The sequence below is a fragment of the Neisseria sp. HMSC078H04 genome, from assembly GCF_001838135.1.
In the GTDB taxonomy this organism is placed as follows: Bacteria; Pseudomonadota; Gammaproteobacteria; order Burkholderiales; family Neisseriaceae; genus Neisseria.
In genome coordinates this window covers 368,963-392,475 of the sequence record NZ_KV835825.1, presented here as the reverse complement: position 1 = coordinate 392,475, position 23,513 = coordinate 368,963, and the positions used below count along the sequence as shown (strand labels likewise).

Here is a 23,513-nt window from a genome sequence, read left to right as displayed (position 1 = left end):
TTATCATGCAATGTCGTATAAATTTAATTTATTTAGATATATTTGTTCTTGTTTCAGGACAAACTTTTCAGACGGCCTGAGATTTCCAATACTTTGCCTTTTTTACCGCGTTTGCCGTCAATATCGGCAATACGCAGTTTTTCCTGATGTTCTGCACCGCGTCGGCCGACCGATACAACGGTAAACTCAGGAGAGGTTGTTACCATAATGTGTTCCAAAGATGCGCCATCGGCCAACGACATCAGCTGCAAACCGCGGCCTTTAGGCATGACTTTGAGCTCGCCGATGGAAAACGCCAAGAGGCGGTGGTCGCTGCTGGCCAGTACGACTTTGCAGTCGGGATTGATCAGCGAGGAAGCATAGACGGCAACCGGCGGCAGGACGGTTTCGCCACTGTCCACGGTCATGACCACTTTACCCGCTTTCACGCGTCCGATCATATCGGCCAACTTGGTAATGAAGCCGTAGCCGCCGCTGCCTGAAAGCAAGTAATACTGTTCGGGCTGACCGGTGAGCATGGCGACAGGTTTCGCGCCGTTTTGCAGCTCGATTAATGATGAAACCGGCACGCCGTCGCCGCGTCCGCCGGGGATTTCAGCGGCATCAAGCGTGTAGGTTCTGCCCAGTGAATCCAGGATGACGACGGGTAAAACAGTGCGGCCTTCGAGGGTTTGTTTGAGGCGGTCACCTTCTTTGAACGCGGTTTGGCTCAAATCGAGGTTGTGTCCGGCACGGCTGCGTATCCAGCCTTTTTCCGACAGAATCAGCGTGATCGGCTCATCGGCGGTGGTCTGCGTCAGCACAGCACGTCCGGCTTCTTCCACCAGCGTGCGGCGTGCATCGCCAAACTGCTTCATGTCCGCCTGCATCTCTTTGATAATCAACTTGCGTTTTTCGTTTTCGTCGCCCAACAGGATATTCAGACGGCCTTGTTCTTCGCGCAATTCGTTCAATTCTTTTTCGAGTTTGAACCCTTCCAAACGCGCCAACTGACGCAGGCGGATTTCCAAAATGTCTTCTGCTTGGATTTCGGTCAGCCCGAACGCCGCCATCAAATCGGCTTTCGGGTCGTCTGATTCGCGGATGACTTTAATCACTTCGTCAATGTGCAGAAAGACTTTCAGACGGCCTTCAAGGATGTGCAGCCGTTTTTCCACTTGGTTCAAACGGAATTTCAGACGACGTGTTACGGTCACGACGCGGAAATCCAGCCATTCCTGCAAAATCGTTTTCAGGTTTTTCTGCGCGGGGCGGTTGTCCAGCCCCATCATCACCAAGTTCATGGACACATTGCCTTCCAGCGAAGTCTGAGCCATCAGCGTATTAATGAAGGTATCGGTATCGATGCGGCTGGATTTCGGTTCAAATACAAGGCGCACAGGATGTTCGCCGTCTGACTCGTCGCGCACGCGGTCGATTAAATCCAGCATCAGCTTTTTGGTGTTGAGCTGGTCTTGGTTGAGCTGCTTTTTGCCCGCTTTCGGTTTCGGGTTGGTTTGTTCTTCGATTTCGGCAAGGATTTTGGCGGAGTTGGCGTTCGGCGGCAGCTCGGTCACAATCACGCGCCACTGTCCACGCGCCAATTTCTCGATTTCATAACGCGCACGCACGCGCACGCTGCCCTTGCCGGTTTCGTAAATCCGACGCAATTCGTCCGCCGGAGTGATGATTTGACCTCCGCCGGCAAAATCGGGCGCAGGAATGTATTGCATCAGGTCGGCGGTTTCCAGCGTCGGTTTCTTCAACAGTGCAATAGCCGCCTGCGTGACTTCGTTTAAATTGTGCGATGGGATTTCGGTCGCCATGCCTACCGCGATGCCCGACGCGCCGTTGAGTAATACCATAGGCAAGCGGGCGGGAAGGTGCAGCGGCTCGTCAAACGCGCCGTCGTAGTTCGGCACAAAATCCACCGTCCCCTGATTGATTTCGGACAACAGCAATTCCGCAATCGGCGTCAGCCGCGCTTCGGTGTAACGCATCGCCGCCGCCCCGTCGCCGTCGCGCGAACCGAAGTTGCCGATGCCGTCGATTAAGGGATAGCGCAAGGTAAAATCCTGCGCCATGCGAACCATCGCCTCATATGCAGAACTGTCGCCGTGCGGGTGGTATTTACCCAAAATCTCGCCGACCACGCGCGCCGATTTCACCGGCTTCGCGCCCGCCGTCAAACCCATATCGCGCATGGCAAACAAAATACGTCGTTGTACAGGCTTTTGGCCGTCTGAAACTTCAGGCAGCGCGCGGCCTTTGACCACGCTCATGGCGTATTCGAGATAGGCGCGTTCGGCGTACTGACCTAACAGCAGGTAGTCTTCACCGACAGGAGATGGGCTTGAAGCGGAAATGTGTTCTGTCATCAGGATGGTAAAACGAAATAAATTAAAGAAGGATATTGTAAAGCAAAATCGGTAGTCATAGCCAATTTGAGTGATGAACGGTAGTGCAGCAACAATAAGGCTTATCGAATCAGATCAGCAAATGGAATCCATTTCGACAAAAAAGGCCGTCTGAAACCATTTCATGTTTCAGACGGCCTTTTCATTTTGGTTTTAAATCAAACTTTATTATTCTGCAGTAGCCGGTTTGGCCGCAGTTTTAATGGTTAAGGTCAACACGGCGGCGATAGCGAGGAAAACACCGGCAAAAGTCATCGCGTTGGCAGGGTTTGAACCTAAGAAGGTTTTGTACACCCAGCCGAAAGATACGGTTTCAATCAGCATTGGAATCACAATCATCATGTTCACAATACCCATGTACACGCCGTAACGTTCTTTCGGAATAGAACCGACCACAATCATAAACGGCACGCCCATCATACTTGCCCAGCCGACACCGAAACCAATCATCGGCGCAAACATCAGATATTTGTTGCCGATGTGCGGAATGGTGAGCAAGGCCAGTGCGGCAAGGGTCACGGCGAAGGCGTGAACATATTTGGCGGCATATTTGCGCGCCATCCACATCAGGCCGAAGGCGGAGATAAAGGTTACAACATTGTAGCAAGCGTTTACAAGGCCGGTCCATGCAACCGCTTGACTATACGCTTCGGTATTTTCAACAGTCGAATTCCAAACGGATTGGACGATACTGTGGGAAATATATTGCCAATAGATGAAGAGTGCGTACCATTGGAAGAGATACACCAAAGCCAGTTGCCACAGGGCAGTCGGCATTTCGCGCACGGCAACGACAATATCTTTAACAGCATGGGCTGGACCGCTCGGCTGGGCTTTAATGGCCGCCATTTCTTCAGGGCTGGGCTCGCGTTCGGCCGTTGATAAAACGGTAACCAAAACCGAACCGATAGAGCAGACCGCACCAATATAAAACGAACCGAATACCCAATACGGAATGCCCGCTTCGGAAGTTTGTTGCAACCAGCCGATTTGTTGGAAGATATAGAGGGAAACGTTGGCCAGGGTAATGCCCAAGCCGGTAAACACAGACTGCATCAAGAAACCGGTGGATTGCTGGTGTTCAGGAACGGTATCGGCAATAAAGGCACGGAAAGGTTCCATTGCCGTGTTGTTGCTGATGTCCAAGAGCCACAGCAGCAATACGGCCACCCACAAGGCGGTAACGTGCGGATAAATAAAGAGGCAGAGGCTGCAACCGATGGCGCCGATCAAGAAATACGGACGGCGGCGGCCCAATCCCGGCACCCAAGTGCGGTCACTCATCGCACCAATCATCGGCTGCACCAGCAAACCGGTAATCGGACCTGCCATATTCAAAATCGGCAACTGGCTCGGGTCGGCATGAAGAAAGCTGAAAATCGGGTTAATCGCAGTTTGCTGCAACCCGAAGCTATATTGAATACCGAAGAAACCGAAGTTCATCAGCATAATCTGGCGAAGTGTCATCGCCACTTGTGGGGAGATTTTCATAGGAAGGCTACTCCTGGGTAATAAACTATGGAAACAACAAACTCCAATTTCAGCGGTATGACGCTTTTATTATATTTGGGCTGCCCTTTTTACTGAGGCAACTCCGTTTTCAGACGGCCTTTATTTTGACCGTTTACATGAATCTTATTTTGATGTGTGTTTGTGTTGTTTAAAGCTTATTTTCAGGCCGTCTGAAACTATTTATTAATCACAGACTGACGCCAGATGGTTTCCCCAACAACCTTGACGGGCTGAGCCGTACCGGCCGGATGTTCGATGTATTGAAACAGCAAATCCGCCGCTATCGCACCCATACGCAGATACGGCAGTTCGGTACTGGTCAACGGCGGAAACAGCGTCTCCGCAATCGCGCTGTGGTTATCATAGCCAGCAACCGAAACTTGCTCGGGAACCCGCACGCCGCGCGTCCTCAAAATCCCGTACACGCGTACTGCCATTTCATCGTTGCCGCAGCAAATTACCGTCGGCGGAAGCGGCAAAGACAGCAGCTTCAAAATAGCCGAAATCAAAGACCCGCTATCATTGCTGAAGTCAGGATAACCAGTTTGCACCAAATCAGGATCGAAGACAATATCCGCATCAGCCAAAGCACGGCGGTATCCAGCCAATCTCAATCTTGTCGCTTCCACGCCCGGCTGCAAAGTCACATAAGCAATCCGCTTGTGCCCGCTTTGGATAATTCGGCGCACCAAGCCATACTGCCCTGCTTCGTCGTCCGGCAAAACCGACGGTGTACCTGCCAAATCAAAACAGTTGACCAACACCATCGGGCAACGACTGGGCACTTCCGGCAGCAATACTTCCTGATGGAAACCTGCCACATATAAAATCCCCTCGGCACGATGCTCCATAAAGGTACGGATCAGCGGCTCCATCTGACCGGGCTGCCCCGGCTTATTATCGATGTCGGCAATCATCAAAATCTTGCCTTGTGCGCGAATCCGCTGCTGAATGCCCTTAATCAAGAACATATCCGGTATGCCGTGTCCGCCCGTATTCTCGCCTGTCCGCGAAATGGCGCCGGTAATCAGACCGACCAATCCGGAACGGTGTGACCGCATAATCCGTGCCGCAGAAGATGGGATATAGCCCAAAGCAGCAATCGCTGTTTCTACTTTGGAACGGGTTTTATCACTGACCGGCGCATCGCCGTTAATCACCCGGCTGACCGTCTTAGGAGATACCCCAGCATAAGCAGCGACATCATAAATTGTAGCCATCTTACGGACCCGCCCCGACAAGATTTCAATAATGTTACATAGGATAACACAGCAGACATCGGTGTCATACCCCCTTTTTTACAGAAACTTGATGATAATCAACCGTTTCTATTGCATTTCGCATACATTTCTTAAACAAAACCGCCCACGCCATCTCCCAAAATCTGTTCAAATTTGTTAAACTACAAGCCACTACAAAAAAGCAGGAAATACCTATCTATTCTGCTTATTTTACCGTTACATACTAAGGAAACGAGATGTCCGCATACTCAGACGCATGGCAAGCCTTGGAAGCCCATCATGCCGATACTCAACACGTTACCCTGCGCGAACGCTTCGCCGCAGATGCCGAACGTTTCAATAATATGCACGAAATTCTGCACGGTTTGTTATTTGATTACAGCAAAAACCGCCTAGATGAAAACACCCTTGACTTATTGTGCCAACTGGCCGAAGCAGCCGATTTGCCACAATATATACAGGCCATGAGCAGCGGTAAAAAAATCAACACCAGCGAACACCGCGCCGTTCTCCACACTGCTCTGCGCCTGCCTGCCAATGCCAAACCTGTTTACGTCGACGGCGAAAACATCGTGTCCAAAGTTCATCACGAACTCAACCGCACCCTCGAATTCGCACGCCAACTCCTAGACGGCACCCACGCAGGCATTACCGGCAAACCGATTACCGATTTGGTTCACATCGGTATCGGCGGCTCCGATTTAGGCCCGCGCATGGCCACACAGGCGCTGCAACCCTATTGGCAAAACATCCGCGTCCACTTTGTCAGCAACTCCGATGATGCCGACCTGACCCAAACCCTTCTCGGCCTCAATCCCGAGACCACCGTATTCAGCATTGCCAGCAAATCGTTCCGCACACCGGAAACCCTGCTCAATGCCTATGCGGCGCGCACCTGGTACCGCGATGCAGGTTTGCCTGATTCCGGCATCTACCGCCACTTCTGCGCCATTTCCGCCGATGTGGCCGCAGCCCAAAACTTCGGTATCTCCCCCGACAAAGTCTTCGCCATGTCCGACTGGGTCGGCGGCCGCTATTCCGTCTGGTCACCCATCGGCCTGCCGCTGATGGTTGCCGTCGGCGAAAAAGCATTCCGCAAAATGCTGGCCGGCGCACACGCGATGGATACCCATTTCTTCGAAACGCCATTCCGCCACAACATTCCCGTCCTGATGGCGCTCATCAACGTTTGGTACAACAACTTCCAACATTCAGACGGCCAAACCGTTGTCCCATACAGCCACAACATGCGCCTCTTTACCCCGTGGCTCAACCAGCTCGATATGGAAAGCCTCGGCAAACAGCGTACTTCAGACGGCCAACCCGTTTCCTGCACCACCGGCGGCATTGTCTTTGGTGATGAAGGCGTCAACTGCCAACATGCCTACTTCCAGCTTCTACACCAAGGCACGCGTCTGATTCCCGTCGACTTTATCGTCCCCATGACCACAATCTACGGCAACCACCGCCAACACCGCTTTACCGTTGCCAACGCCTTTGCCCAAGCCGAAGCGCTGATGAAAGGCAAGACCTTAGACGAAGTGCAAATCGAATTGGCCGCCCTGCCCCAAGACGAACGCGACCGCCTTGCACCGCAAAAAGAATTCCCCGGCAACCGTCCGAGCAACAGCCTGCTCATCGACAGCCTGACGCCTTTCAACCTCGGCATGCTGATGGCTGCTTACGAACATCGTACTTTCGTTCAAGGCGTGATTTGGCGTATCAACCCCTTCGACCAATGGGGCGTGGAATACGGTAAAGAGCTGGCCAAAACCATCGAACCCGAACTCGAACGCGGCACGCCTGCACACGACAGCTCCACCAACGGTCTGATCGCCTTCTACCGCAACTGCAACGCAAGATCGAAGGCCGTCTGAAAATAAAATGCCCGTAAGACAAGCATATCTGCCTGTCTTACGGGCATTTCAAAACCTAATCGGCGGTAAGAATGAACCGTTAAAGCACCGCACTTTTAGACAAAAGTAGCTAGATTTTGATATAAAAAAAGGCTAAATCGATAATGACTTAGCCTTTTTCATCAGACTTGATTAGTTGTTTGTTGTTAATGCGCCTAAATCTTTATCAACTAAGAACAAACCTTTACCATCTTCACCAAGAAGATTTAATTTATCCAAAATTCCACTGAATAATTTTTCTTCTTCATGTTGTTCAGCCACATACCATTGTAAGAAGTTAAAGGCAGAGTAGTCTTTCTCTTCAAAAGTTCTACCAACTAATTCATTGATTTTAGAGGTAATTAACTTTTCATGTTCATAAGTTAATTCAAGTACTTGTTTCAATGATGAAAATTGATGAGGTGGTTCATCAATTTGTGTGATGATAGCCAATGCGCCGGTCTCATTTAAATAAGTGAAGAGTTTACGCATATGCTGCATTTCCTCAGCCGCATGCTCTGATAAAAATTTTGCAGCTCCTTCGAAACCTTGTTGTTCGCACCAGGCGCTCATTTGTAAATATAAGTTAGAAGAATAAAACTCTAAATTCATTTGATCATTTAATAGTTTAATCACGCTATTTGATAACATTTTATTTCTCCTATTCTTATAAAGTTTTTAATTCACGATCAATGTAGTAGAGCGCTGTACCACTTTCACCAAGAAGTTTGAATTTATCAACAATACTGTTAAATAATTTTTCTTCTTCATGCTGTTCAGCTACATACCATTGTAAGAAGTTAAAAGTAGAGTAATCCTTTTCTGCAAAAGTACTCTCAACTAACTCATTAATTTTAGATGTCACTAGTTTTTCGTGTTCAAGTGTTGTTTCAAAAACTTCTTTTAATGAAGCGTAATCGTGTTTAGGGGCGTCAATTTTACCTAACAAAGGCATTCCACTGGTTTCGCTCACATAAGTAAACAACTTTTGCATATGTTCCAATTCTTCATCGGCATGACGAAGTAAAAATGCTGCAGCGCCTTCATAACCATGTTTATGGCACCATGCACTCATTTGCAAATAGACATTTGATGAATACAACTCGAGATTAATTTGTTCGTTTAATTTTGCTGTAATTGACTTACTTAGCATAACTAACTCCTTTTCTTAATGCGGTTAATAGATGTATCACAATACAAAATTTGTATTTGCGGATGAATTTTACTCATTTTATTGAGAATAGTCAATTTTATTTTATCAATTTTTATTGTAACCCATTAATTTAAAAGGATTTTATAAATAAATCATTCTCATTTGGTTCCATTTAATGAAATGAGTTATCAATATCGCCTTTGCCTAAATTCTCTAGAGAAATGATGAGGTGTTGGAAGGAGAATCGTAGATTTCCAAAGTTTTTTGCTCTCACTTATCAACTCCAAAATACTGGATAAATAGAAAACATGAAAATTCAATGTTTTTTATAGAATTACGCATCAAAGCGATATAGTTTCAAAGTAGGTTATCCTTAATATTTGAATGTGACAATTACCATTTATTATTTAACATAATATACATATTGTTGAAAAATCTACTGGTTAACTTCAATCAGGGAAAGCATGAAGAAGTTAGGAAGTTGGTTGGAAAGTTGATTAGGGTAGATTTTATTCAAATGAAAGACTAGGCTATGAAATCAAAATTTGTGTATAAGTTACTGGTAATTTCAAAGTACCTGTACATTTTAATTTGTATATCAATACCAATCGTTTTTATTTATGAAAGCTACCAAGGAGATAATGTTGATTTTATGATTTATATTCATGCTTTTATTATTTTTTCCATATTGGGTGTATTGACTCAATATTCTACATCTAATTTTTTTGAAAAGGAAAAATAACATGATTGAACTATCCATTGAGGATCTGGAACTAATTTATGGAGGAGGCTTAGGAGAGAGAATCCTTCAAGGAGGAGCAAATGGTGCATAAATAGGAGGATCAATTGGTGCAGGTATTGGTCTGGGTGTCGGTATAGCTTTTGGCAGTATTCCTGCCGGACCAGCTATTATGGTCGGTGGCACAATTGGTGCTGCTGTTGGTGCTGCAACTGGTATGGGTGTTGCAGCATATGAGTATTACCAAGAAACTCAGCCTAAAGGGACAGTAACGGTCGGTCCGATTTCTGCTTTTGCTGTGGACAAATCAGGAAACGGCTACACTGACGGCACAAATTACCACTGATATTTCTCATCGTTCAAACGATCTCTAGGGGTCGTCTGAAACTTTCTTAACTTCAATTTTATAAATACACCCAAGCAACCCTTCTTCCGTCCTGAAGTCTCCGTTGCCCGCCAAACCAGTTGTTCCAACAAAAGGCCGTCTGAAACTTAATTTGTCAAAGTTTCAGACGGCCTTTATTCAATAAAGATAGCAGAAGCTCATTCGCCATATTCCCCATCTTTGCTACAATATCCCTTTTCTTTTTTATTGATTCCACTATGACAACCGCACCCCAACCCAGCACTTGGCGCAAGATTTTTTCGCGCAAAATGCTGATTTGTATCTTTACAGGCTTCACTTCGGGGTTGCCGCTTTATTTTCTGATCAACCTGATTCCGGCATGGTTGCGCAGCGAACATGTCGATTTGAAAACCATCGGCCTGATGGCACTTATCGGGCTGCCTTTCACTTGGAAATTTATCTGGTCTCCCGTCATTGATTTGGTCAGATTACCTTTTTTAGGACGGCGACGCGGTTGGATGCTGGTTACGCAAATTGGTTTGCTGCTGACCTTGCTCATTTACGCCTTCCTAAATCCTGCTCAGCATTTATATGTAATTATGGGCTTATCGTTGGTGGTCGCCTTTTTCTCTGCCAGCCAAGATATTGTATTGGATGCATTTCGCCGCGAAATTTTGTCAGATGAAGAATTAGGCTTGGGCAACTCTATCCACGTCAATGCCTACCGTATCGCTGCTTTGGTACCCGGCTCGCTCAGCTTGATCTTGGCCGACTTGATGCCTTGGCACAACGTATTCATCATTACTGCACTATTTATGCTGCCCGGTCTGCTGATGACCCTGTTTTTAGCCAAAGAGTCTGACATTCCACCATCTGTGTCGCGTACATTTGCCCAAACAGTCTCTGACCCTTTCAGTGAGTTCTTCTCCCGCAAAGGAATCAAACAGGCCATATTGGTATTGCTGTTTATCTTTCTCTACAAACTGGGCGACAGCATGGCCACTTCTTTGGCTACACCGTTTTATCTGGACATGGGCTTCAGCAAAACCGACATCGGCCTCATTGCCAAAAATGCCGGTTTATGGCCTGCTGTCATTGCCGGTATTGTAGGCGGTATTTGGATGATAAAGCTCGGCATCAATAGAGCTTTGTGGATTTTCGGCGTGGCGCAATGGGTTACTATTCTAGGCTTCGCCTGGTTGGCAAATTTTGGCAAGTTTGAAACCATCACACTGACAGAACAAATGATGCTTGCAGCTGTAATTGGTGCAGAAGCAGCGGGCGTAGGTCTGGGTACAGCAGCATTTGTTGCCTATATGGCTCGTGAAACCAATCCTGCATTTACAGCCACACAATTAGCCCTCTTTACCAGTCTGTCAGCCGTTCCACGTACATTTATCAATGCTTCGGCAGGTTATCTGATTGAAGCGATGGGTTACTTTAATTTCTACTGGCTATGTTTTGCTTTGGGCATACCGGGCATGTTGCTGCTGTTTAAAGTAGCACCATGGAATGGCGAAAAAGTGAATACCCGTTTGCAAGGCTAAATCTCCTTAACAAACAAAAGGCCGTCTGAATAGTTCAGACGGCCTTTATCATACAAAAACTTTATTCGGCAGCAGGTTTGACAGTGCTGCGGACATCGCCGCTTTTTTCTTTATGTTTCAAAACAGCGCGGTCGAGTTTGTCCATCAAAACATCAATCGCGGCATACATATCCTGTTCAATCGCTTCAACGTGCAAATCTTTGCCTGCCAAATGCGCATCAGCTTCGGCTTTTTGATTGACTTTTTCCACCGAGAGCGTAATGGTCACGGAGATGATGTTGTCAGCGTGGCGATTGATTCGTGCCAACTTATCGGAAACATAGTTTTTGATGGCTTCGGTAACATCAAAATTCAGACCGGTGATTTTCAGATTCATGATACAGCTCCTTCGGTTGATTAGTCCGTCAAAACGGATCGGAATATATCTACTCGGTAAATTTTCGTTTGTGTGCCGGTGGTATGCCTAATGATTCTCTATATTTTGCAACTGTACGTCTGGCGATTTCAATGCCGCGTTGTTTTAATAATTTGACGAGGGTCTCGTCCGAATAAGGTTTGCTACTGTCTTCACTTTCAATCAGCTGGCTCAATACGGCTTTGATTGCGCCTTGGCTGAACCCTTCGCCGTCATCGTCGGCATTCACTGCCTGTGTGAAGAAATAGCGTAACGCAAACAGGCCGCGCGGGCAAGACAAATATTTCTGATTGGCGGCGCGCGAGATGGTACTTTCCGCCAAACCCAATTCGGCGGCGGCATCTTTCATCAGCATGGGCGACAGGCCGATTTCGCCGAAGACGAAAAAATCTTCCTGATTTTTGACAATATACTCGGCAAGGCGGAGGACTGTGCTTTTGCGCAGTTCCAAAGAATCAATGCGCTGTTTGGCTTCGCTGATTTTTTCCTTCCACTCCGGCGCACCCTCTTCCGCCGATTTCATCAGGTCACAATATTCCTGATTGAGCTGCAGCTTCGGCCAAGCCGCTTCGTTGCTGATGACTTCCCAGCCGTCCTTGCCCTCTCTCACCCAAACGTCAGGCTGGATATAAGGCGTAGGGGTGGCAGAAGCGAAGCCGTAAGCCGGATAAGGATTCAAGCCGGCAATCATATCGAGCGCGGCTTCTATGGTTTCACTGTCGGCCTGAGGATAGAGTTTGCGGAAACGCAGAACGTTTTGTTTGCGGTTTTTGCCCAAATCTTGAAGCGAACTTTGCACCAAATGCGCGGCCATTTGTCTGGCCGGAGAAGCCGGCAAACGCATCAGCTGCAGCATGAGCGACTCGGTCAAATCGGCCGCCGCCACGCCGGGCGGGTCAAAGGTTTGCAATACGTCCAGCGCATTTTGCAGGGCTTCTTCGTCCAGCATCCATTCCAACGGCGTGTGGTCGATGATTTCTTCAAGGCTGTCGGTGAGGTAGCCTTGTTCGTCCAAAAAATCAATCAAGACATGAACATAGGCCGCTTCCACTTGCGAGAGCGGATGCTCGCACACTTGGGCATGCAGATAGTGTTTGAAATCCTCTTCTTCGGCGATGTTGCTCCAAATATCTTCGGCATCGTCGCCGCCCAACTGCTGACCGGCACGCGGCATGGTGACGGCACGGTTGAGCCCGCTGTCGGCAAACTCATCGGTTTCCGGACGCTCAAGCAGAGGATTGTCCGACAACCAGTCTTCCACTTCGCGCTCAAGCTCAAGACCCGACATCTGCAAGATGCGCAGAGACTGCTGCAGCCGCTGGTTGAGCTGCTGGGTCTGTTTGAGTTTAAGGACGAGTGAAGACATAGTGTTTGATTCGAAATGTATGGATAGTTTTTCAGACGGCTTGTATCTGACGGGCCGTCTGAAAGATTAGGTTATCAGTATTATATTTGTATTTGTAGTGATTATTCCAATATTTATAGCCGCCCTCAATCAAAATGAGGGCTTCATATACCGTCAAATATACATTCAATATTTGAAATTTTCACCCAAGTAAACCGAACGGACTCGTTCATTGTTGACCAAATCATCCGGCTTGCCTGAAGCCAATACCGTACCGTCGCTGATGATGTAGGCGCGGTCGCAGATGCTGAGGGTTTCGCGCACGTTGTGGTCGGTAATCAATACGCCGATACCGCGTGATTTGAGGAACTCGATGATTTTCTGAATATCGATGACGGCAATCGGGTCAACGCCGGCAAAAGGTTCGTCCAACAAAATGAAACGCGGCTGCATGGCCAACACGCGCGCGATTTCGACACGGCGGCGTTCGCCACCGGATAAAGACGGCGCGGGGTTGTTGCGCAGGCGTTCGATGTTCAAATCGGCCAACAGTTTTTCCAGTTCGGCATCGATGCGGCTTTTGTCCTTCATGCTGATTTCCAAAATGGCGCGGATATTTTGTTCCACGGTCATTTTGCGGAAAATCGAGGCTTCCTGCGGCAGATAGCCGACGCCGAGGCGGGCGCGTTCGTGAATGGGCAGGTGGCGCAACTCTTGTCCGTCCAGCATCACGCTGCCTGCATCGGCGGCAATCAGGCCGACAATCATGTAAAAGCTGGTGGTCTTACCTGCGCCGTTGGGGCCAAGCAGGCCGATGACTTCGCCACTTTCGATTTCAAGGGAGAAGCTTTTGACGACTTGGCGTTTTTTGAAACTTTTTTGCAGGTCTTGAACCACAAGACGGCTGTTGTTTGCGCTCATATTCTGTTGACTTTCGATATTGACCTCAGGCCGTCTGAACCTTTTTCAGACGGCCTTTTTGTGTGTTTTCTTATTTGTTTTTCTGCGTGCTGGACGGCTGGATGACCACACTGACGCGGCCGGATTTCGCGGCGGATTTCACACCGGATTTAGCGCTGCCGTTGATGGTGTAAACCTCGGTTTTGGTGTTGTACGTGATGACCGCACCTTCGGCCACATCGCCGCCGCGCTGTACTTTGGCATTGCCGGACAGGGTAACGAGGTTGGCTGCGGAAGAATACGTCACGGTATTGGCTTGGCCGTTGACCACGCCTTTGCCGCCGTCCAACTCTTGGCTGAATTTGACGGGCGAGCCGGTGGCTTTCATCAACTGCTCGCTTTTGTCGTTGCGCGAAACGGTTACGCTGCCGGCACGGATATTGAGCGTGCCTTGTTTGATGATGACGTTGCCGGAAAAGGTGGTGCTTTGGTTGTTTTGGTCAAGCGAGCCTTGGTCGGCTTCGATTTGAATCGGCTGCTTGCTGTCGCTTTGCAGGGCAAAGGCCGGGCTGGCGGCAAAAACGGCAACAAGGGCTAAGGTTTTACAAATTTTTTGTATCATAAATTGTGGCTTTCACTTTGGAAGGGAAATTCAGCAAACCGGTTTTGTGGTCATAAGTCATGCCGTTTGCCTGACCGCCGGACTGTCCGTATTGGAAAGTAACCGGGCTGTCGGTATGGGCGTATTGCGCCTCGGTATCGACATTCAAACGTTCGGTTTTGACGATGCCGGCCAAACGCTTGGCATCTGCCGCTTTATTTAAGACAACATTCTGTTCAAAAACGACTTTTTTGTTTTGAATATTGTACACGGCCTTGTCGCTGCCGACTTCGTACAACAGGCTGCCGTCGCGATAAAACGAAAGATGCGGTTTGTCCAAATGCACGTCCGCGCTATTGGGATATTGGACGGCATCGACCGCGCTCAGGTTTTCTTTCAGACGGCCTTCTTGGTCAAAACGTTTGCCGTTGATGCCTTTCATCGAATATTGCGGCTCATTCGGATTGAGGACGACTTCTTCGACCTGCACTTCGCTGATGCGGCCGAGCCACGCCGCCAGTGCGCCGAGTGAAACGGCCAACACCAGCGGAAAGGCGATTCCGTAACGCCATCTGATTTTCATCGTACATACTCTTTCAAAGCAGGTTCAAGCGTACCTTGCGCCTGCATAATCAAATCGCACACTTCACGCACCGCGCCTGCGCCGCCGGAACGTCGGGTTACATAATGGGCGTATTGCAAAGTAAACCAATGCGCTTCGGGGACGGCAACCGCCAATCCGCAACGCACCATCACGGGCAAATCGACAACATCGTCGCCGACAAAGGCGCACTCATGCTCCTCCACACCGGCCTGTTCGCGTAATTGGGCGTAGGCGGCACGTTTGTCGTGAATGCCTTTGAAGTAATAGTTGATACCGAGCTGCTTCACGCGGATACCGACGGAAGGCGCATCGCGGCCGGTAATAATCGCCGTTTGCACGCCGCTGGCCTGAAGCATTTTCAAACCGTGTCCGTCCAAAGTGTGGAACGATTTGATTTCTTCGCCGTTGTCGCGGATAAAAATGCGGCCGTCGGTCAAAACGCCGTCCACATCCAGTATCAGCAGTTTGATGCTTAAAGCGCGTTGTTGCAGGTCGGAAGAGAGGTTTTGCATAAGGTTTCCTTATTTCAGACGGCCTATTCTAGCATAAGGCCGTCTGAAAACGTTTTTGCCGTCGATTCAGACAATTCGTGCCATCAATAAATCGTGCATGTTCAGCGCGCCAATCAGCATGCCGTTTTCTTCGACCACCAGCAAACCGTTCACATGGCCGCTTTGCATGGCTTTCAAAGCTTCGGTGGCCAGGCGGTCGGCGGAGATGGTTTTCGGCGAAGCGTGCATGATGTCGTCCACTTTCAAACCGGCAAAGCTGTCGCGTTCTTGAAACAGACGGCGTAAGTCGCCATCGGTAAATACGCCTTTCAGACGGCCTTCGGCATCGGTTACCGCCAACATGCCCAAGCCTTTTTCACTCATGCGGACAATGGCCTCTTTCAACGGCGTGCCCAACAAAACGGCAGGCAGGGCTTCGTCTTTGTGCATAATATCCGCCACACGCAACAGCAGGCGTTTGCCCAAGCTGCCGGCCGGATGGCTTAAAGCAAAATCATCGGGCGTGAACGCGCGTGCACGCAACAATACCACCGCCAGCGCATCGCCCAATGCCATCACGGCGGTCGTGCTGGAAGTCGGCGCAAGGCCGAGCGGGCAGGCTTCTTTGGAAACCGCCGCGGTAATATGGATATCGGCATGACGCGCCATGGTGGAAGTCGGATGGGCAGTGATACAAATAAGCGTGATGTTTTTGCGTTTCAACGCCGGAATAATCGCCGCAATTTCGTCACTTTCGCCGGAATTGGAAATGGCAACCACGACATCGTGGTCCACAATCATGCCCAAATCGCCGTGCGCCGCTTCGGCAGGATGGACGAAAAACGCAGGCGTGCCGGTCGAAGCCATGGTCGCCGCCATTTTGCGGCCGATGTGTCCGGACTTGCCCATGCCGGTAATGACGACCCTGCCCTTGCAGTGCAACAACGCTTCTGCCGCACGGACAAAATCATGATCCAAAGCCGCCGCAATTTCACGCAAACCTTCGGCTTCCGTATCCAATACATCGCGCGCCCAGTCGAGATAAAGTGTGTTTTCCGCCATCAAAGCCACCTTTCGTGCTTGAATTTAGGTTTGTTTTGCCCAAATTAATCGGCTGTAAACTGTTCAAATTCATCGAATCGGCGTAGCATTACCGCCACTTCACAAACAAACCTATTATGTAAAAGGAATCAGAGATGACTATTTTATCGGACGTTAAAGCATTAGGACAACAAATCTGGTTGGACAATCTCTCCCGTTCGCTGGTACAAAGCGGCGAATTGGCAGAAATGCTGAAGCAAGGTGTATGTGGCGTAACTTCCAATCCTGCCATTTTCCAAAAAGCCTTTGCAGGCGATGCCCTGTACGCCGATGAAGTAGCCGCGCTTAAACAGCAAGACCTTACCCCGAAACAACGCTACGAAACCATGGCGGTTGCCGACGTACAAGCCGCCTGCGACGTATGTCTTGCCGAACACGAATCTACCGGCGGCAAAACCGGTTTCGTCAGCCTCGAAGTTTCGCCTGAATTATCCAAAGACGCGCAAGGCACAGTTGAAGAAGCGCGCCGCCTGCACGCCGCCATCGGCCGTAAAAATGTCATGATTAAAGTACCGGCAACCGATGAAGGCATCGAAGCGCTTGAAACCCTCGTTTCAGACGGCATCAGCGTCAACCTGACCCTGCTTTTCTCTCGTGCCCAAACCCTCAAAGCCTATGCGGCCTACACGCGCGGCATTGCTAAACGTTTGAAAGCAGGACACGACGTTTCCCATATCCAAGTTGTCGCCAGCTTCTTTATTTCCCGTGTTGATGCCGCATTGGACGCCACCCTGCCCGACCATCTCAAAGGCAAAGTCGCCATTGCACTGGCCAAAGCCGCCTATCAAGATTGGGCACAATACTTCGGCAGCAGCGAATTTGCCGCACTTGCCGAAAAAGGTGCCAACCGCGTACAACTTCTATGGGCATCTACCGGCGTGAAAAACCCTGCCTATCCTGACACTTTGTACGTTGACAGCCTGATTGGCGCCCATACCGTCAACACCGTTCCCGATGCCACACTCAAAGCCTTTATCGACCACGGCACCGCCAAAGCCACTTTGACCGAAGGTGTGGACGAAGCCCAAGCGCAGCTTGCCGAAACCGCCAAACTCGGCATTGATGTCGAAACTTTGGCAACTCGTTTGCAGGAAGACGGTTTGAAACAATTTGAAGACGCTTTCGCCAAACTGCTTGCTCCCTTGGCTTAAGCGGATTGAACGGATGGTCGAGAAACTTAAATCATTTTGAAAAGTCTCAGGCCGTCTGAAACCCAAATTCGGGCGTGTACGGCACGCCCTTTTCTATCACGATTTGAATACCGTGCAGGCATACTGCCCCTGCCCTACAAAACCACCCTGCCATGTATATAGGACGTTTCGCCCCCAGCCCTACCGGCCTGCTTCATATCGGCTCCCTGCTGACCGCCGTCGCCTCCTATGTCGACGCACGCGCTCATCAGGGCAAATGGCTGGTCCGCATTGAAGACCTCGACCCCCCGCGCGAAATGCCCGGCGCCGCTGCCGACATTTTGCGCACACTCGAAGCTTTCGGTTTTGAGTGGGGCGGCGAAGTCGCCTATCAAAGCCGCCGTTACGACCTATATCAAGACACCCTCGACCGCCTCAAAACAGCCGGGCTGGTGTATCCCTGCTATTGCAGCCGCAAAGACTGGCAGGCGGCGGCAACACATGGCGCAGACGGATTTGTATATAACGGCCGTTGCCGCAATCCTCAGCAAAGGCCCGACACGCAAAACAAAACGCCGGCATGGCGCATTCAAGTTCCCGATCGCGTAATCGGTTTTTCAGACGGCATTGTCGGACATTACGCACAAAATCTGGCACACGATATCGGCGATTTCGTCCTGCTTCGTGCCGACGGCTATTGGGCATATCAGCTTGCCGTGGTTGCCGATGATGCCGATCAAGGAATAACCCATATTGTCCGCGGTCAGGACTTGCTCGTTTCCACGCCGCGCCAAATCTATCTGCAACAATGCCTCGGCATTCCCACACCGGCCTACGCGCACCTTCCCCTGTTGACCAACAACCAAGGGCAAAAATGGTCGAAACAAACCCTTGCACCGGCTTTGGATTTGAATCAAAAAGAACAACTTCTCCGCCAAGTCCTAACCTACCTCAACCTACCCGATGCACCTGCCGTGAACCGTCCGCAAGAATTGCTCGATTGGGCGGTAGCACACTGGCAAATGGACAAAATCCCAAAATCGTCCATTATCACGGACTGAATTAGCGCAATTACAACAAAATTACTCTAGGTATTACAATATTTCATAAAATTATGTAAGTAATCTTCCGATTCATCCCAAACCATGCCGCAAGAAGCAAAAAATCATGTATATTTTAAAAATTTCCTAAAATTGTCACAAACTGATAATTTTAAGGTTGTAACAACATACGGCTGACGCGTTATTGAGGATGACAAAGCGCGGCAGATCTCCCACGATACGACAAAAAGAATACCGCTATGCCAAGTGCCATTATTGTAGAAGACGAAGTATTAGCAGCAGAACGCTTACGTGTATTATTGGAAGAGTGCAATGTCGTACTGCTCAACGTCTTTCACCATGCCATGCCAGCATTGGAGTGGTTGAGCGTCCACGAAGTCGACATCGTCTTTGCCGACATCGGCATGCCGGAAATCGACGGTCTCGAGTTTGTCGAACGCATTAAGCGTACCGCCAAACGCCAGCCGGAAATTGTATTCACCACAGCCTACGAAGAACACGCCCTGCGCGCGTTTGAGCTGGCTGCCGCAGACTATCTGCTCAAACCGATCAAAATGACCCGCCTGCAAACCGCGCTTGACCGCATCATCGAGAAAAACCGCGAAAAAGCAGACAGCTTCACCCATTTCAAAGTGTACAACCGCGAGCGCATGGTTGAAATCCCATGGCAACAGGCGCGTTACCTGATGGCGGAACACAAAACCGTCTATCTGTTTACCGGCGACGGCCAAAGCTACGAATTACCGAAGACCTTGGTTTACTGGGAAGAATTGCTGGGCGACAAAGTCATCCGCATCCACCGCAATGCCCTCGTCTTCCGCCACACCCTCGACAGCCTGATTCGACTGGACGATGATGAAAACGACGAATCCGCATCCACATGGAGCGCTAAAATTCTCGATATTCCGACCCCGTTGCCCGTCAGCCGCCGGCAACTCTCCACCCTGCGGAAAATCATTAAAAACAGCATCTAAAATGCCCTCCTTGATTAGTTCTTTTTAAATCAAAGGCCGTCTGAAAAGATATTTTCAGACGGCCTTTTAACTTCTTAGCCAAATAGTAGAAAATTAAAAAAGAATAGCCTAAGTCTGTCGGTTAACTTTATCCAAGCTCTCAATTTGATCAAACCTTGTTATATCCACAAACAAAGTTTTCCATTTTTTAATCCAGCATCTCTCAATTACTACCACTCAACAGAAAAGGCCGTCTGAAAAAATTCAGACGGCCTCGATGCTTAAGCCTTACCAATTAAAAGAACAATTCACGCCAGCTGATGCGTTTGAGTCCGCATGTACGGCCTTCTACTTTCAGGCTGACCAGTTGGTTAGACAAGAGACTGCGATCACCTTTGGTTGCGAAACATTTATTGTTTGGCACGCTCGGCGTGGCGTTCAACTCCTTATCCGTACCCGTGCCGCCGCTATCGCCATCGGCAGTTACCGGAGAATCGTCGGCTTTGCTGGAATTTATATAAGTAAAGTTGATAACGCCATCAAAAGTCATACCGTTGGCGTAATAAATCTGGCCATTATTTTCACGTTTGATAAAAAATGTACGATCCTTTCTGGAGATACGCGCATCACGCAAGCCCAAACGGCCACCGTTTTCAGCATTTACACCCAGAATAATCGTTTTCGCTGTCGTTTGTGTGGACGTACTATCCGGCAAACAAACATCGGTACTGGAAGAATCAGTATGAATTGTTTTGGTTTCATACTTACGGATGGTTACAACGGCTGTACGCAAAATCATCGTCGGTTTGACAGTCACACGTTCATTCGGGTCTAAAGTCAGACTCCAGCCTTTTTTGTCTTTGCCTACCTTATTGTCGCTGACATAAATGTGTTCGCCTTCACTTTCTCTGGTTTGCTGTTCCAACTCACTGATGTTTGCCAAAACCGCTTTTTTGGATTCATCAGTAGACACATCGTCGTAAATACCGTAAACGGCATTGATTTGGCCATTGGTATTGGTCAATTCATTCTGATAAATCTCGCTACCCGTACCAAAAATGACGACATACTTATCTTTACTGCGGCGTGATACCGCAGGCGCAGACGTAATCGGTTGATTACCCGAGCCTTGGAAAATCATTTGCGCCGACCATTCAGACTCGGTTTTACCTCTCAAGTCGAAGCGGAACATATTGCCATAACGGTCGCCTGCATAGGCAATATCGACAATACCGTCAAAATCGGTGTCTACCAAAGTGGGGGTAGAGAGGCCGCCTTTACCATTCGGCGCAGGAATTTTAGCCAAGAGCTTGCCGGCACTGGAAACATTTTTACCGGCATCTTGCGTACCAGCTTCTTTACCCGTCATATCATAGACATATAAAGCCGTTTCATTGTCGGCACTGTTCACATCTTCAGTACGATAGCCGCTAGCCAAGAAACCCGCATAGCGCACATCAGATTTCAAATTGACCGGAGTAGTATCGCGCTTGATGGAAACACGGCCGATTTGTGTCGAACCAATGGTATAACCGAGCTTATTGTCAGAGCCTTTTTTTGTTTCAAACAAAGGCACAGTCGTATTCCAACCACTACGATCACTGTTAGCCACTGCACCGATATTCAACGCATACGCACCGCGTCCACCCTGACCCATCGCACCAAACATAAAGGTTTGCTTATCAGGTGTTTGGCGGAGAACAAAGCCACCATTGACCATATAGCGGTGTGGCGTGTTGGAGCCGTAACCATCGCGTGCAATATCTTTCAGAACTTTGCCTAAAGTTGTTGCTTGACCTTTCTCGTCCTCACGTTCCATACCTGCCGGAATATAGCTGAGTTTCAAGTCATAAGGATTGCTAGGCGTACCATTACGGAAAATATGTACCATGCCGTCATTGGCAGCGGCGACCAAAAACTCTTGACGGTTGTCGCGCTTATCGCCAATAGCCGCAACCGAACCGTCTAAAATATCGCCCAAATTACGTTCATCTTTATTTGGATCATTAGGGTCAGTCGGACGAATTCGATAAGACTGACTATAACCTTTTGTCTCTGCATCCGCTTTGATGGCTTCATCACCACCTGCTCGGCCAGTCCATTTCAGCAATGCATTTTTCCATTCCAACTTATCTTTCGCACTGCCGTCTGAAATGCCAAAATCGGCGTTTGAAGCATTATCTGCAGCTCTATCGATGAAATAGGTCTTACTGCCATCATTAACCAAAGTAAGACGGTTATTAAATGATGGCTGAACAAACTCAGTCGTATTGATAGGCGTACCATCGCGTTTTAATTTATAAAACCGCAACTGACTGCTCCAAGAGCCGGTATTCAAATGAACCGTTGCCGCCATATCGGGAATACCTGTACTAGTCGTTGCTGGTGCAGTTGAAGAAGCGCCTTCAAATTTCGTATTTTTGCTGTCATTTTCAATATTGTCGACAATGGTTTTAAAGGCTTCAAGCAAATCTTCTTTTTTCTCAGCCTTAAAATACCAGTCTGGACGGCTCGCACCCTTTTCCAGATACTCTCTCCCTACTTGAGAGATCCCCTCACCAAAACCCACAGTAAAAGTCTGAACCAATTGCTTGCTGTAATCTACACCCTTGGGATCGCTTGGATCACCATCCCAGCTCTTACCTGCATCATCTTTGCCATCTTTTGCTGTTTTAATGTCTTTTTCTGCCAAAGTCTGGCTAAAGAAACGCATACCGCGTTTTTCATCCTTATAGTTCCTATCCCAATAAGGAACAATAATTTCGCCTGCAGCTACCCACATATACCTACCATAATTAGGATCATACTCATGCTTATATTTACTAGATTGACATAGCAATTTCTTTTCATTCTCAGGCAAGCCAAAATCATTATCATATTGATAAGGTAGAAAATCAAAGTATCCTTTGATACGACCTCCACCATCAAAGAATTTACCTTTCCCATAGCTATCATCATTAGCCTTCACTTCAGACGGCCCAAAATATTGGTATGCAGACGTACCCGCACTACGTTCAATATCGCGGTAATAGTTTGAATAGTAATAATCCCTATCGTAGTTGAAGTTAGTATTACGAGATAAGCGAGGATCTTCACCTGGAATCTGGTTACTACAACTCATATTGGCATCACCATCCGACATCACAATCACATAAGACTTCTGACAACGGTATTTGATGTTGGGCATCACAAAGTTTTTGACTACTTCATAGTAGCGGCGCGTGATTGGCGTAGCATGACCAGGGTCGATACCATCTACTCTCCTTTGAATGTCCTGCCAATTATCAGTAAAGCCCATCCTATCCGGAGTATCGGTATGACCATTGTTATGCAGGGTTTGCAAACCCCACTGGAATTGTTGTTTTTCGCCATACTTTTGCAATACTGACTTTAGAGCCTCCTTAGTAATCGTTATTCTTTTATCAGCCCATACAGATGTTTCCTTACCTTGCACATTCCATTGCATACTGCCCGAGTCATCAATCAAAAACATAATATTGTGTTTGACTTTGGGTTGGCCGCTGACGTCGGTTTTGTTTTGCAGGTAAAAAGGAGTTTGGGCAAATTGCTGCGTATTTGCCTGAACGGAAATGCTGATAAGCGCTAAAGCGGAAGCGACGCTTGCATGAATGAGGCGATGGCGGCCTGATGGAGCGTTTTGCATAATGTGTTCTTTTTTCATCGGATAATCTCAGCTAAAAATGACGTTGTTTTTATTTTTTATGGGGCTACGATTTTAGCATAAACAGCCTGTTTCATGTTTGATTCGGCTGAATTTCCCTACACCTGCATTTCAAACACAACAAAAATGAAACAATCTGTCTGCTCAGTTTTAAGACGGCCTGACTGAATATTTAGTTCAGCCTTATTCATCAAGCATTTCAAAAGCAAGAGACTGTACCGTAAAGATAAAACGTTTTTAAATTATCGATTATTTGCTCTACGCTTGAAATTCCTATTACTTTGACTTAAAATACACTGCTTCTACGGCATAGACCGCTATGTCTGAAAAAGCACGTTACACAGCAAAATCAAAGCTGCGGAGCGTGTTTTTTTTTAGCCGAGATTTCCGAAGGCTGTCTT

The 23,513-nt window shown here is 48.3% G+C and carries 19 protein-coding genes; 6 read left to right on the top strand and 13 right to left on the bottom strand.

The genetic code is table 11. From position 1 onward, the window contains the following. Positions 1-53: 53 nt before the first annotated feature. The 3 genes from parC to HMPREF2560_RS03805 all read right to left on the bottom strand — a co-directional run bounded on the left by parC (position 54) and on the right by HMPREF2560_RS03805 (position 5,128). Entirely contained in the window at positions 54-2,357 is a 2,304-nt protein-coding gene (parC, locus tag HMPREF2560_RS03815) for a DNA topoisomerase IV subunit A (protein WP_070608504.1), read from the bottom strand. A 207-nt stretch (positions 2,358-2,564) separates the two neighbouring features. Continuing rightward, a complete protein-coding gene (locus HMPREF2560_RS03810) occupies positions 2,565-3,887 on the bottom strand; it encodes an MFS transporter (RefSeq protein WP_070608502.1) in 1,323 nt (440 codons plus the stop codon). Between the two features lie 197 nt (positions 3,888-4,084). After that, on the bottom strand, positions 4,085-5,128 hold the full coding sequence (locus tag HMPREF2560_RS03805) for a LacI family DNA-binding transcriptional regulator (protein ID WP_070734859.1): 1,044 nt from the start codon (positions 5,126-5,128) through the stop codon (positions 4,085-4,087). A gap of 257 nt (positions 5,129-5,385) precedes the next feature. On the opposite strand from HMPREF2560_RS03805, the gene pgi reads away from it, so the two are divergent. Then, entirely contained in the window at positions 5,386-7,026 is a 1,641-nt protein-coding gene (gene pgi, locus HMPREF2560_RS03800) for a glucose-6-phosphate isomerase (protein ID WP_070873732.1), read from the top strand. 171 nt (positions 7,027-7,197) lie between these two features. Here the strand turns inward: pgi and ftnA (HMPREF2560_RS03795) are convergent, their stop codons facing one another. Both ftnA (HMPREF2560_RS03795) and ftnA (HMPREF2560_RS03790) read right to left on the bottom strand, forming a co-directional pair. Next, entirely contained in the window at positions 7,198-7,695 is a 498-nt protein-coding gene (gene ftnA / locus HMPREF2560_RS03795; protein WP_003686798.1) for a non-heme ferritin, read from the bottom strand. Between the two features lie 16 nt (positions 7,696-7,711). Further along, positions 7,712-8,197, bottom strand: a complete 486-nt coding sequence (ftnA, locus tag HMPREF2560_RS03790) for a non-heme ferritin (protein WP_003686837.1) — start codon at positions 8,195-8,197, stop codon at positions 7,712-7,714. A gap of 911 nt (positions 8,198-9,108) precedes the next feature. Here ftnA (HMPREF2560_RS03790) and HMPREF2560_RS11390 point away from each other — a divergent pair. Both HMPREF2560_RS11390 and HMPREF2560_RS03775 read left to right on the top strand, forming a co-directional pair. Next, positions 9,109-9,282 carry a hypothetical protein gene (locus tag HMPREF2560_RS11390; protein ID WP_224783520.1) on the top strand — a complete coding sequence of 58 codons (174 nt, stop codon included), beginning with the start codon at positions 9,109-9,111 and terminating at the stop codon, positions 9,280-9,282. Between the two features lie 257 nt (positions 9,283-9,539). Further along, a complete protein-coding gene (locus tag HMPREF2560_RS03775) occupies positions 9,540-10,829 on the top strand; it encodes an AmpG family muropeptide MFS transporter (RefSeq protein WP_283132701.1) in 1,290 nt (429 codons plus the stop codon). 61 nt (positions 10,830-10,890) lie between these two features. Here HMPREF2560_RS03775 and raiA read toward each other — a convergent pair whose 3' ends face one another. From raiA to HMPREF2560_RS03740, 7 genes are all read right to left on the bottom strand, one after another. Then, the gene (gene raiA / locus HMPREF2560_RS03770; RefSeq protein WP_003679851.1) at positions 10,891-11,205 is read right to left on the bottom strand and encodes a ribosome hibernation-promoting factor, HPF/YfiA family; all 315 of its coding nucleotides are present in this window, start codon (positions 11,203-11,205) and stop codon (positions 10,891-10,893) included. A 49-nt stretch (positions 11,206-11,254) separates the two neighbouring features. After that, entirely contained in the window at positions 11,255-12,610 is a 1,356-nt protein-coding gene (gene rpoN / locus HMPREF2560_RS03765) for an RNA polymerase factor sigma-54 (protein ID WP_070873731.1), read from the bottom strand. Positions 12,611-12,775: 165 nt separating this feature from the next. After that, entirely contained in the window at positions 12,776-13,510 is a 735-nt protein-coding gene (lptB, locus tag HMPREF2560_RS03760; protein ID WP_070873730.1) for an LPS export ABC transporter ATP-binding protein, read from the bottom strand. A 70-nt stretch (positions 13,511-13,580) separates the two neighbouring features. Beyond that, positions 13,581-14,111 carry a lipopolysaccharide transport periplasmic protein LptA gene (lptA, locus tag HMPREF2560_RS03755; RefSeq protein WP_003748337.1) on the bottom strand — a complete coding sequence of 177 codons (531 nt, stop codon included), beginning with the start codon at positions 14,109-14,111 and terminating at the stop codon, positions 13,581-13,583. Further along, a complete protein-coding gene (gene lptC, locus HMPREF2560_RS03750) occupies positions 14,092-14,673 on the bottom strand; it encodes an LPS export ABC transporter periplasmic protein LptC (protein ID WP_070608492.1) in 582 nt (193 codons plus the stop codon). The genes lptA and lptC overlap by 20 nt, the downstream gene beginning before the upstream one ends. Then, positions 14,670-15,206, bottom strand: coding sequence for a KdsC family phosphatase (locus tag HMPREF2560_RS03745; protein WP_070873729.1), 537 nt, complete (start codon positions 15,204-15,206; stop codon positions 14,670-14,672). Before HMPREF2560_RS03745 ends, lptC begins: the two co-directional genes overlap by 4 nt. 66 nt (positions 15,207-15,272) lie before the next feature. Next, positions 15,273-16,247 carry a KpsF/GutQ family sugar-phosphate isomerase gene (locus HMPREF2560_RS03740; protein ID WP_070873728.1) on the bottom strand — a complete coding sequence of 325 codons (975 nt, stop codon included), beginning with the start codon at positions 16,245-16,247 and terminating at the stop codon, positions 15,273-15,275. Between the two features lie 134 nt (positions 16,248-16,381). Here HMPREF2560_RS03740 and tal point away from each other — a divergent pair, with 134 nt between their 5' ends. From tal to HMPREF2560_RS03725, 3 genes are all read left to right on the top strand, one after another. Then, entirely contained in the window at positions 16,382-17,437 is a 1,056-nt protein-coding gene (tal, locus tag HMPREF2560_RS03735; protein ID WP_070873727.1) for a transaldolase, read from the top strand. Positions 17,438-17,589: 152 nt separating this feature from the next. Next, complete coding sequence (gluQRS, locus tag HMPREF2560_RS03730; RefSeq protein ID WP_070873726.1) at positions 17,590-18,477, top strand: tRNA glutamyl-Q(34) synthetase GluQRS; 888 nt, start codon at positions 17,590-17,592, stop codon at positions 18,475-18,477. 239 nt (positions 18,478-18,716) lie between these two features. Next, positions 18,717-19,451, top strand: coding sequence for a LytR/AlgR family response regulator transcription factor (locus HMPREF2560_RS03725; protein ID WP_070459495.1), 735 nt, complete (start codon positions 18,717-18,719; stop codon positions 19,449-19,451). A 274-nt stretch (positions 19,452-19,725) separates the two neighbouring features. Here HMPREF2560_RS03725 and pilC read toward each other — a convergent pair whose 3' ends face one another. Further along, positions 19,726-23,094 carry a PilC family type IV pilus tip adhesin gene (pilC, locus tag HMPREF2560_RS03720; RefSeq protein WP_283132700.1) on the bottom strand — a complete coding sequence of 1,123 codons (3,369 nt, stop codon included), beginning with the start codon at positions 23,092-23,094 and terminating at the stop codon, positions 19,726-19,728. Positions 23,095-23,513 lie beyond the last annotated feature (419 nt).

Coding starts and splice junctions, on each gene's coding strand:
- parC (WP_070608504.1), bottom strand. CDS start 2,357: ATGACAGAACACATTTCCGCTTCAAGCCCATCTCCTGTCGGTGAAGAC.
- HMPREF2560_RS03810 (WP_070608502.1), bottom strand. CDS start 3,887: ATGAAAATCTCCCCACAAGTGGCGATGACACTTCGCCAGATTATGCTG.
- HMPREF2560_RS03805 (WP_070734859.1), bottom strand. CDS start 5,128: ATGGCTACAATTTATGATGTCGCTGCTTATGCTGGGGTATCTCCTAAG.
- pgi (WP_070873732.1), top strand. CDS start 5,386: ATGTCCGCATACTCAGACGCATGGCAAGCCTTGGAAGCCCATCATGCC.
- ftnA (WP_003686798.1), bottom strand. CDS start 7,695: ATGTTATCAAATAGCGTGATTAAACTATTAAATGATCAAATGAATTTA.
- ftnA (WP_003686837.1), bottom strand. CDS start 8,197: ATGCTAAGTAAGTCAATTACAGCAAAATTAAACGAACAAATTAATCTC.
- HMPREF2560_RS11390 (WP_224783520.1), top strand. CDS start 9,109: ATGGTCGGTGGCACAATTGGTGCTGCTGTTGGTGCTGCAACTGGTATG.
- HMPREF2560_RS03775 (WP_283132701.1), top strand. CDS start 9,540: ATGACAACCGCACCCCAACCCAGCACTTGGCGCAAGATTTTTTCGCGC.
- raiA (WP_003679851.1), bottom strand. CDS start 11,205: ATGAATCTGAAAATCACCGGTCTGAATTTTGATGTTACCGAAGCCATC.
- rpoN (WP_070873731.1), bottom strand. CDS start 12,610: ATGTCTTCACTCGTCCTTAAACTCAAACAGACCCAGCAGCTCAACCAG.
- lptB (WP_070873730.1), bottom strand. CDS start 13,510: ATGAGCGCAAACAACAGCCGTCTTGTGGTTCAAGACCTGCAAAAAAGT.
- lptA (WP_003748337.1), bottom strand. CDS start 14,111: ATGATACAAAAAATTTGTAAAACCTTAGCCCTTGTTGCCGTTTTTGCC.
- lptC (WP_070608492.1), bottom strand. CDS start 14,673: ATGAAAATCAGATGGCGTTACGGAATCGCCTTTCCGCTGGTGTTGGCC.
- HMPREF2560_RS03745 (WP_070873729.1), bottom strand. CDS start 15,206: ATGCAAAACCTCTCTTCCGACCTGCAACAACGCGCTTTAAGCATCAAA.
- HMPREF2560_RS03740 (WP_070873728.1), bottom strand. CDS start 16,247: ATGGCGGAAAACACACTTTATCTCGACTGGGCGCGCGATGTATTGGAT.
- tal (WP_070873727.1), top strand. CDS start 16,382: ATGACTATTTTATCGGACGTTAAAGCATTAGGACAACAAATCTGGTTG.
- gluQRS (WP_070873726.1), top strand. CDS start 17,590: ATGTATATAGGACGTTTCGCCCCCAGCCCTACCGGCCTGCTTCATATC.
- HMPREF2560_RS03725 (WP_070459495.1), top strand. CDS start 18,717: ATGCCAAGTGCCATTATTGTAGAAGACGAAGTATTAGCAGCAGAACGC.
- pilC (WP_283132700.1), bottom strand. CDS start 23,094: ATGCAAAACGCTCCATCAGGCCGCCATCGCCTCATTCATGCAAGCGTC.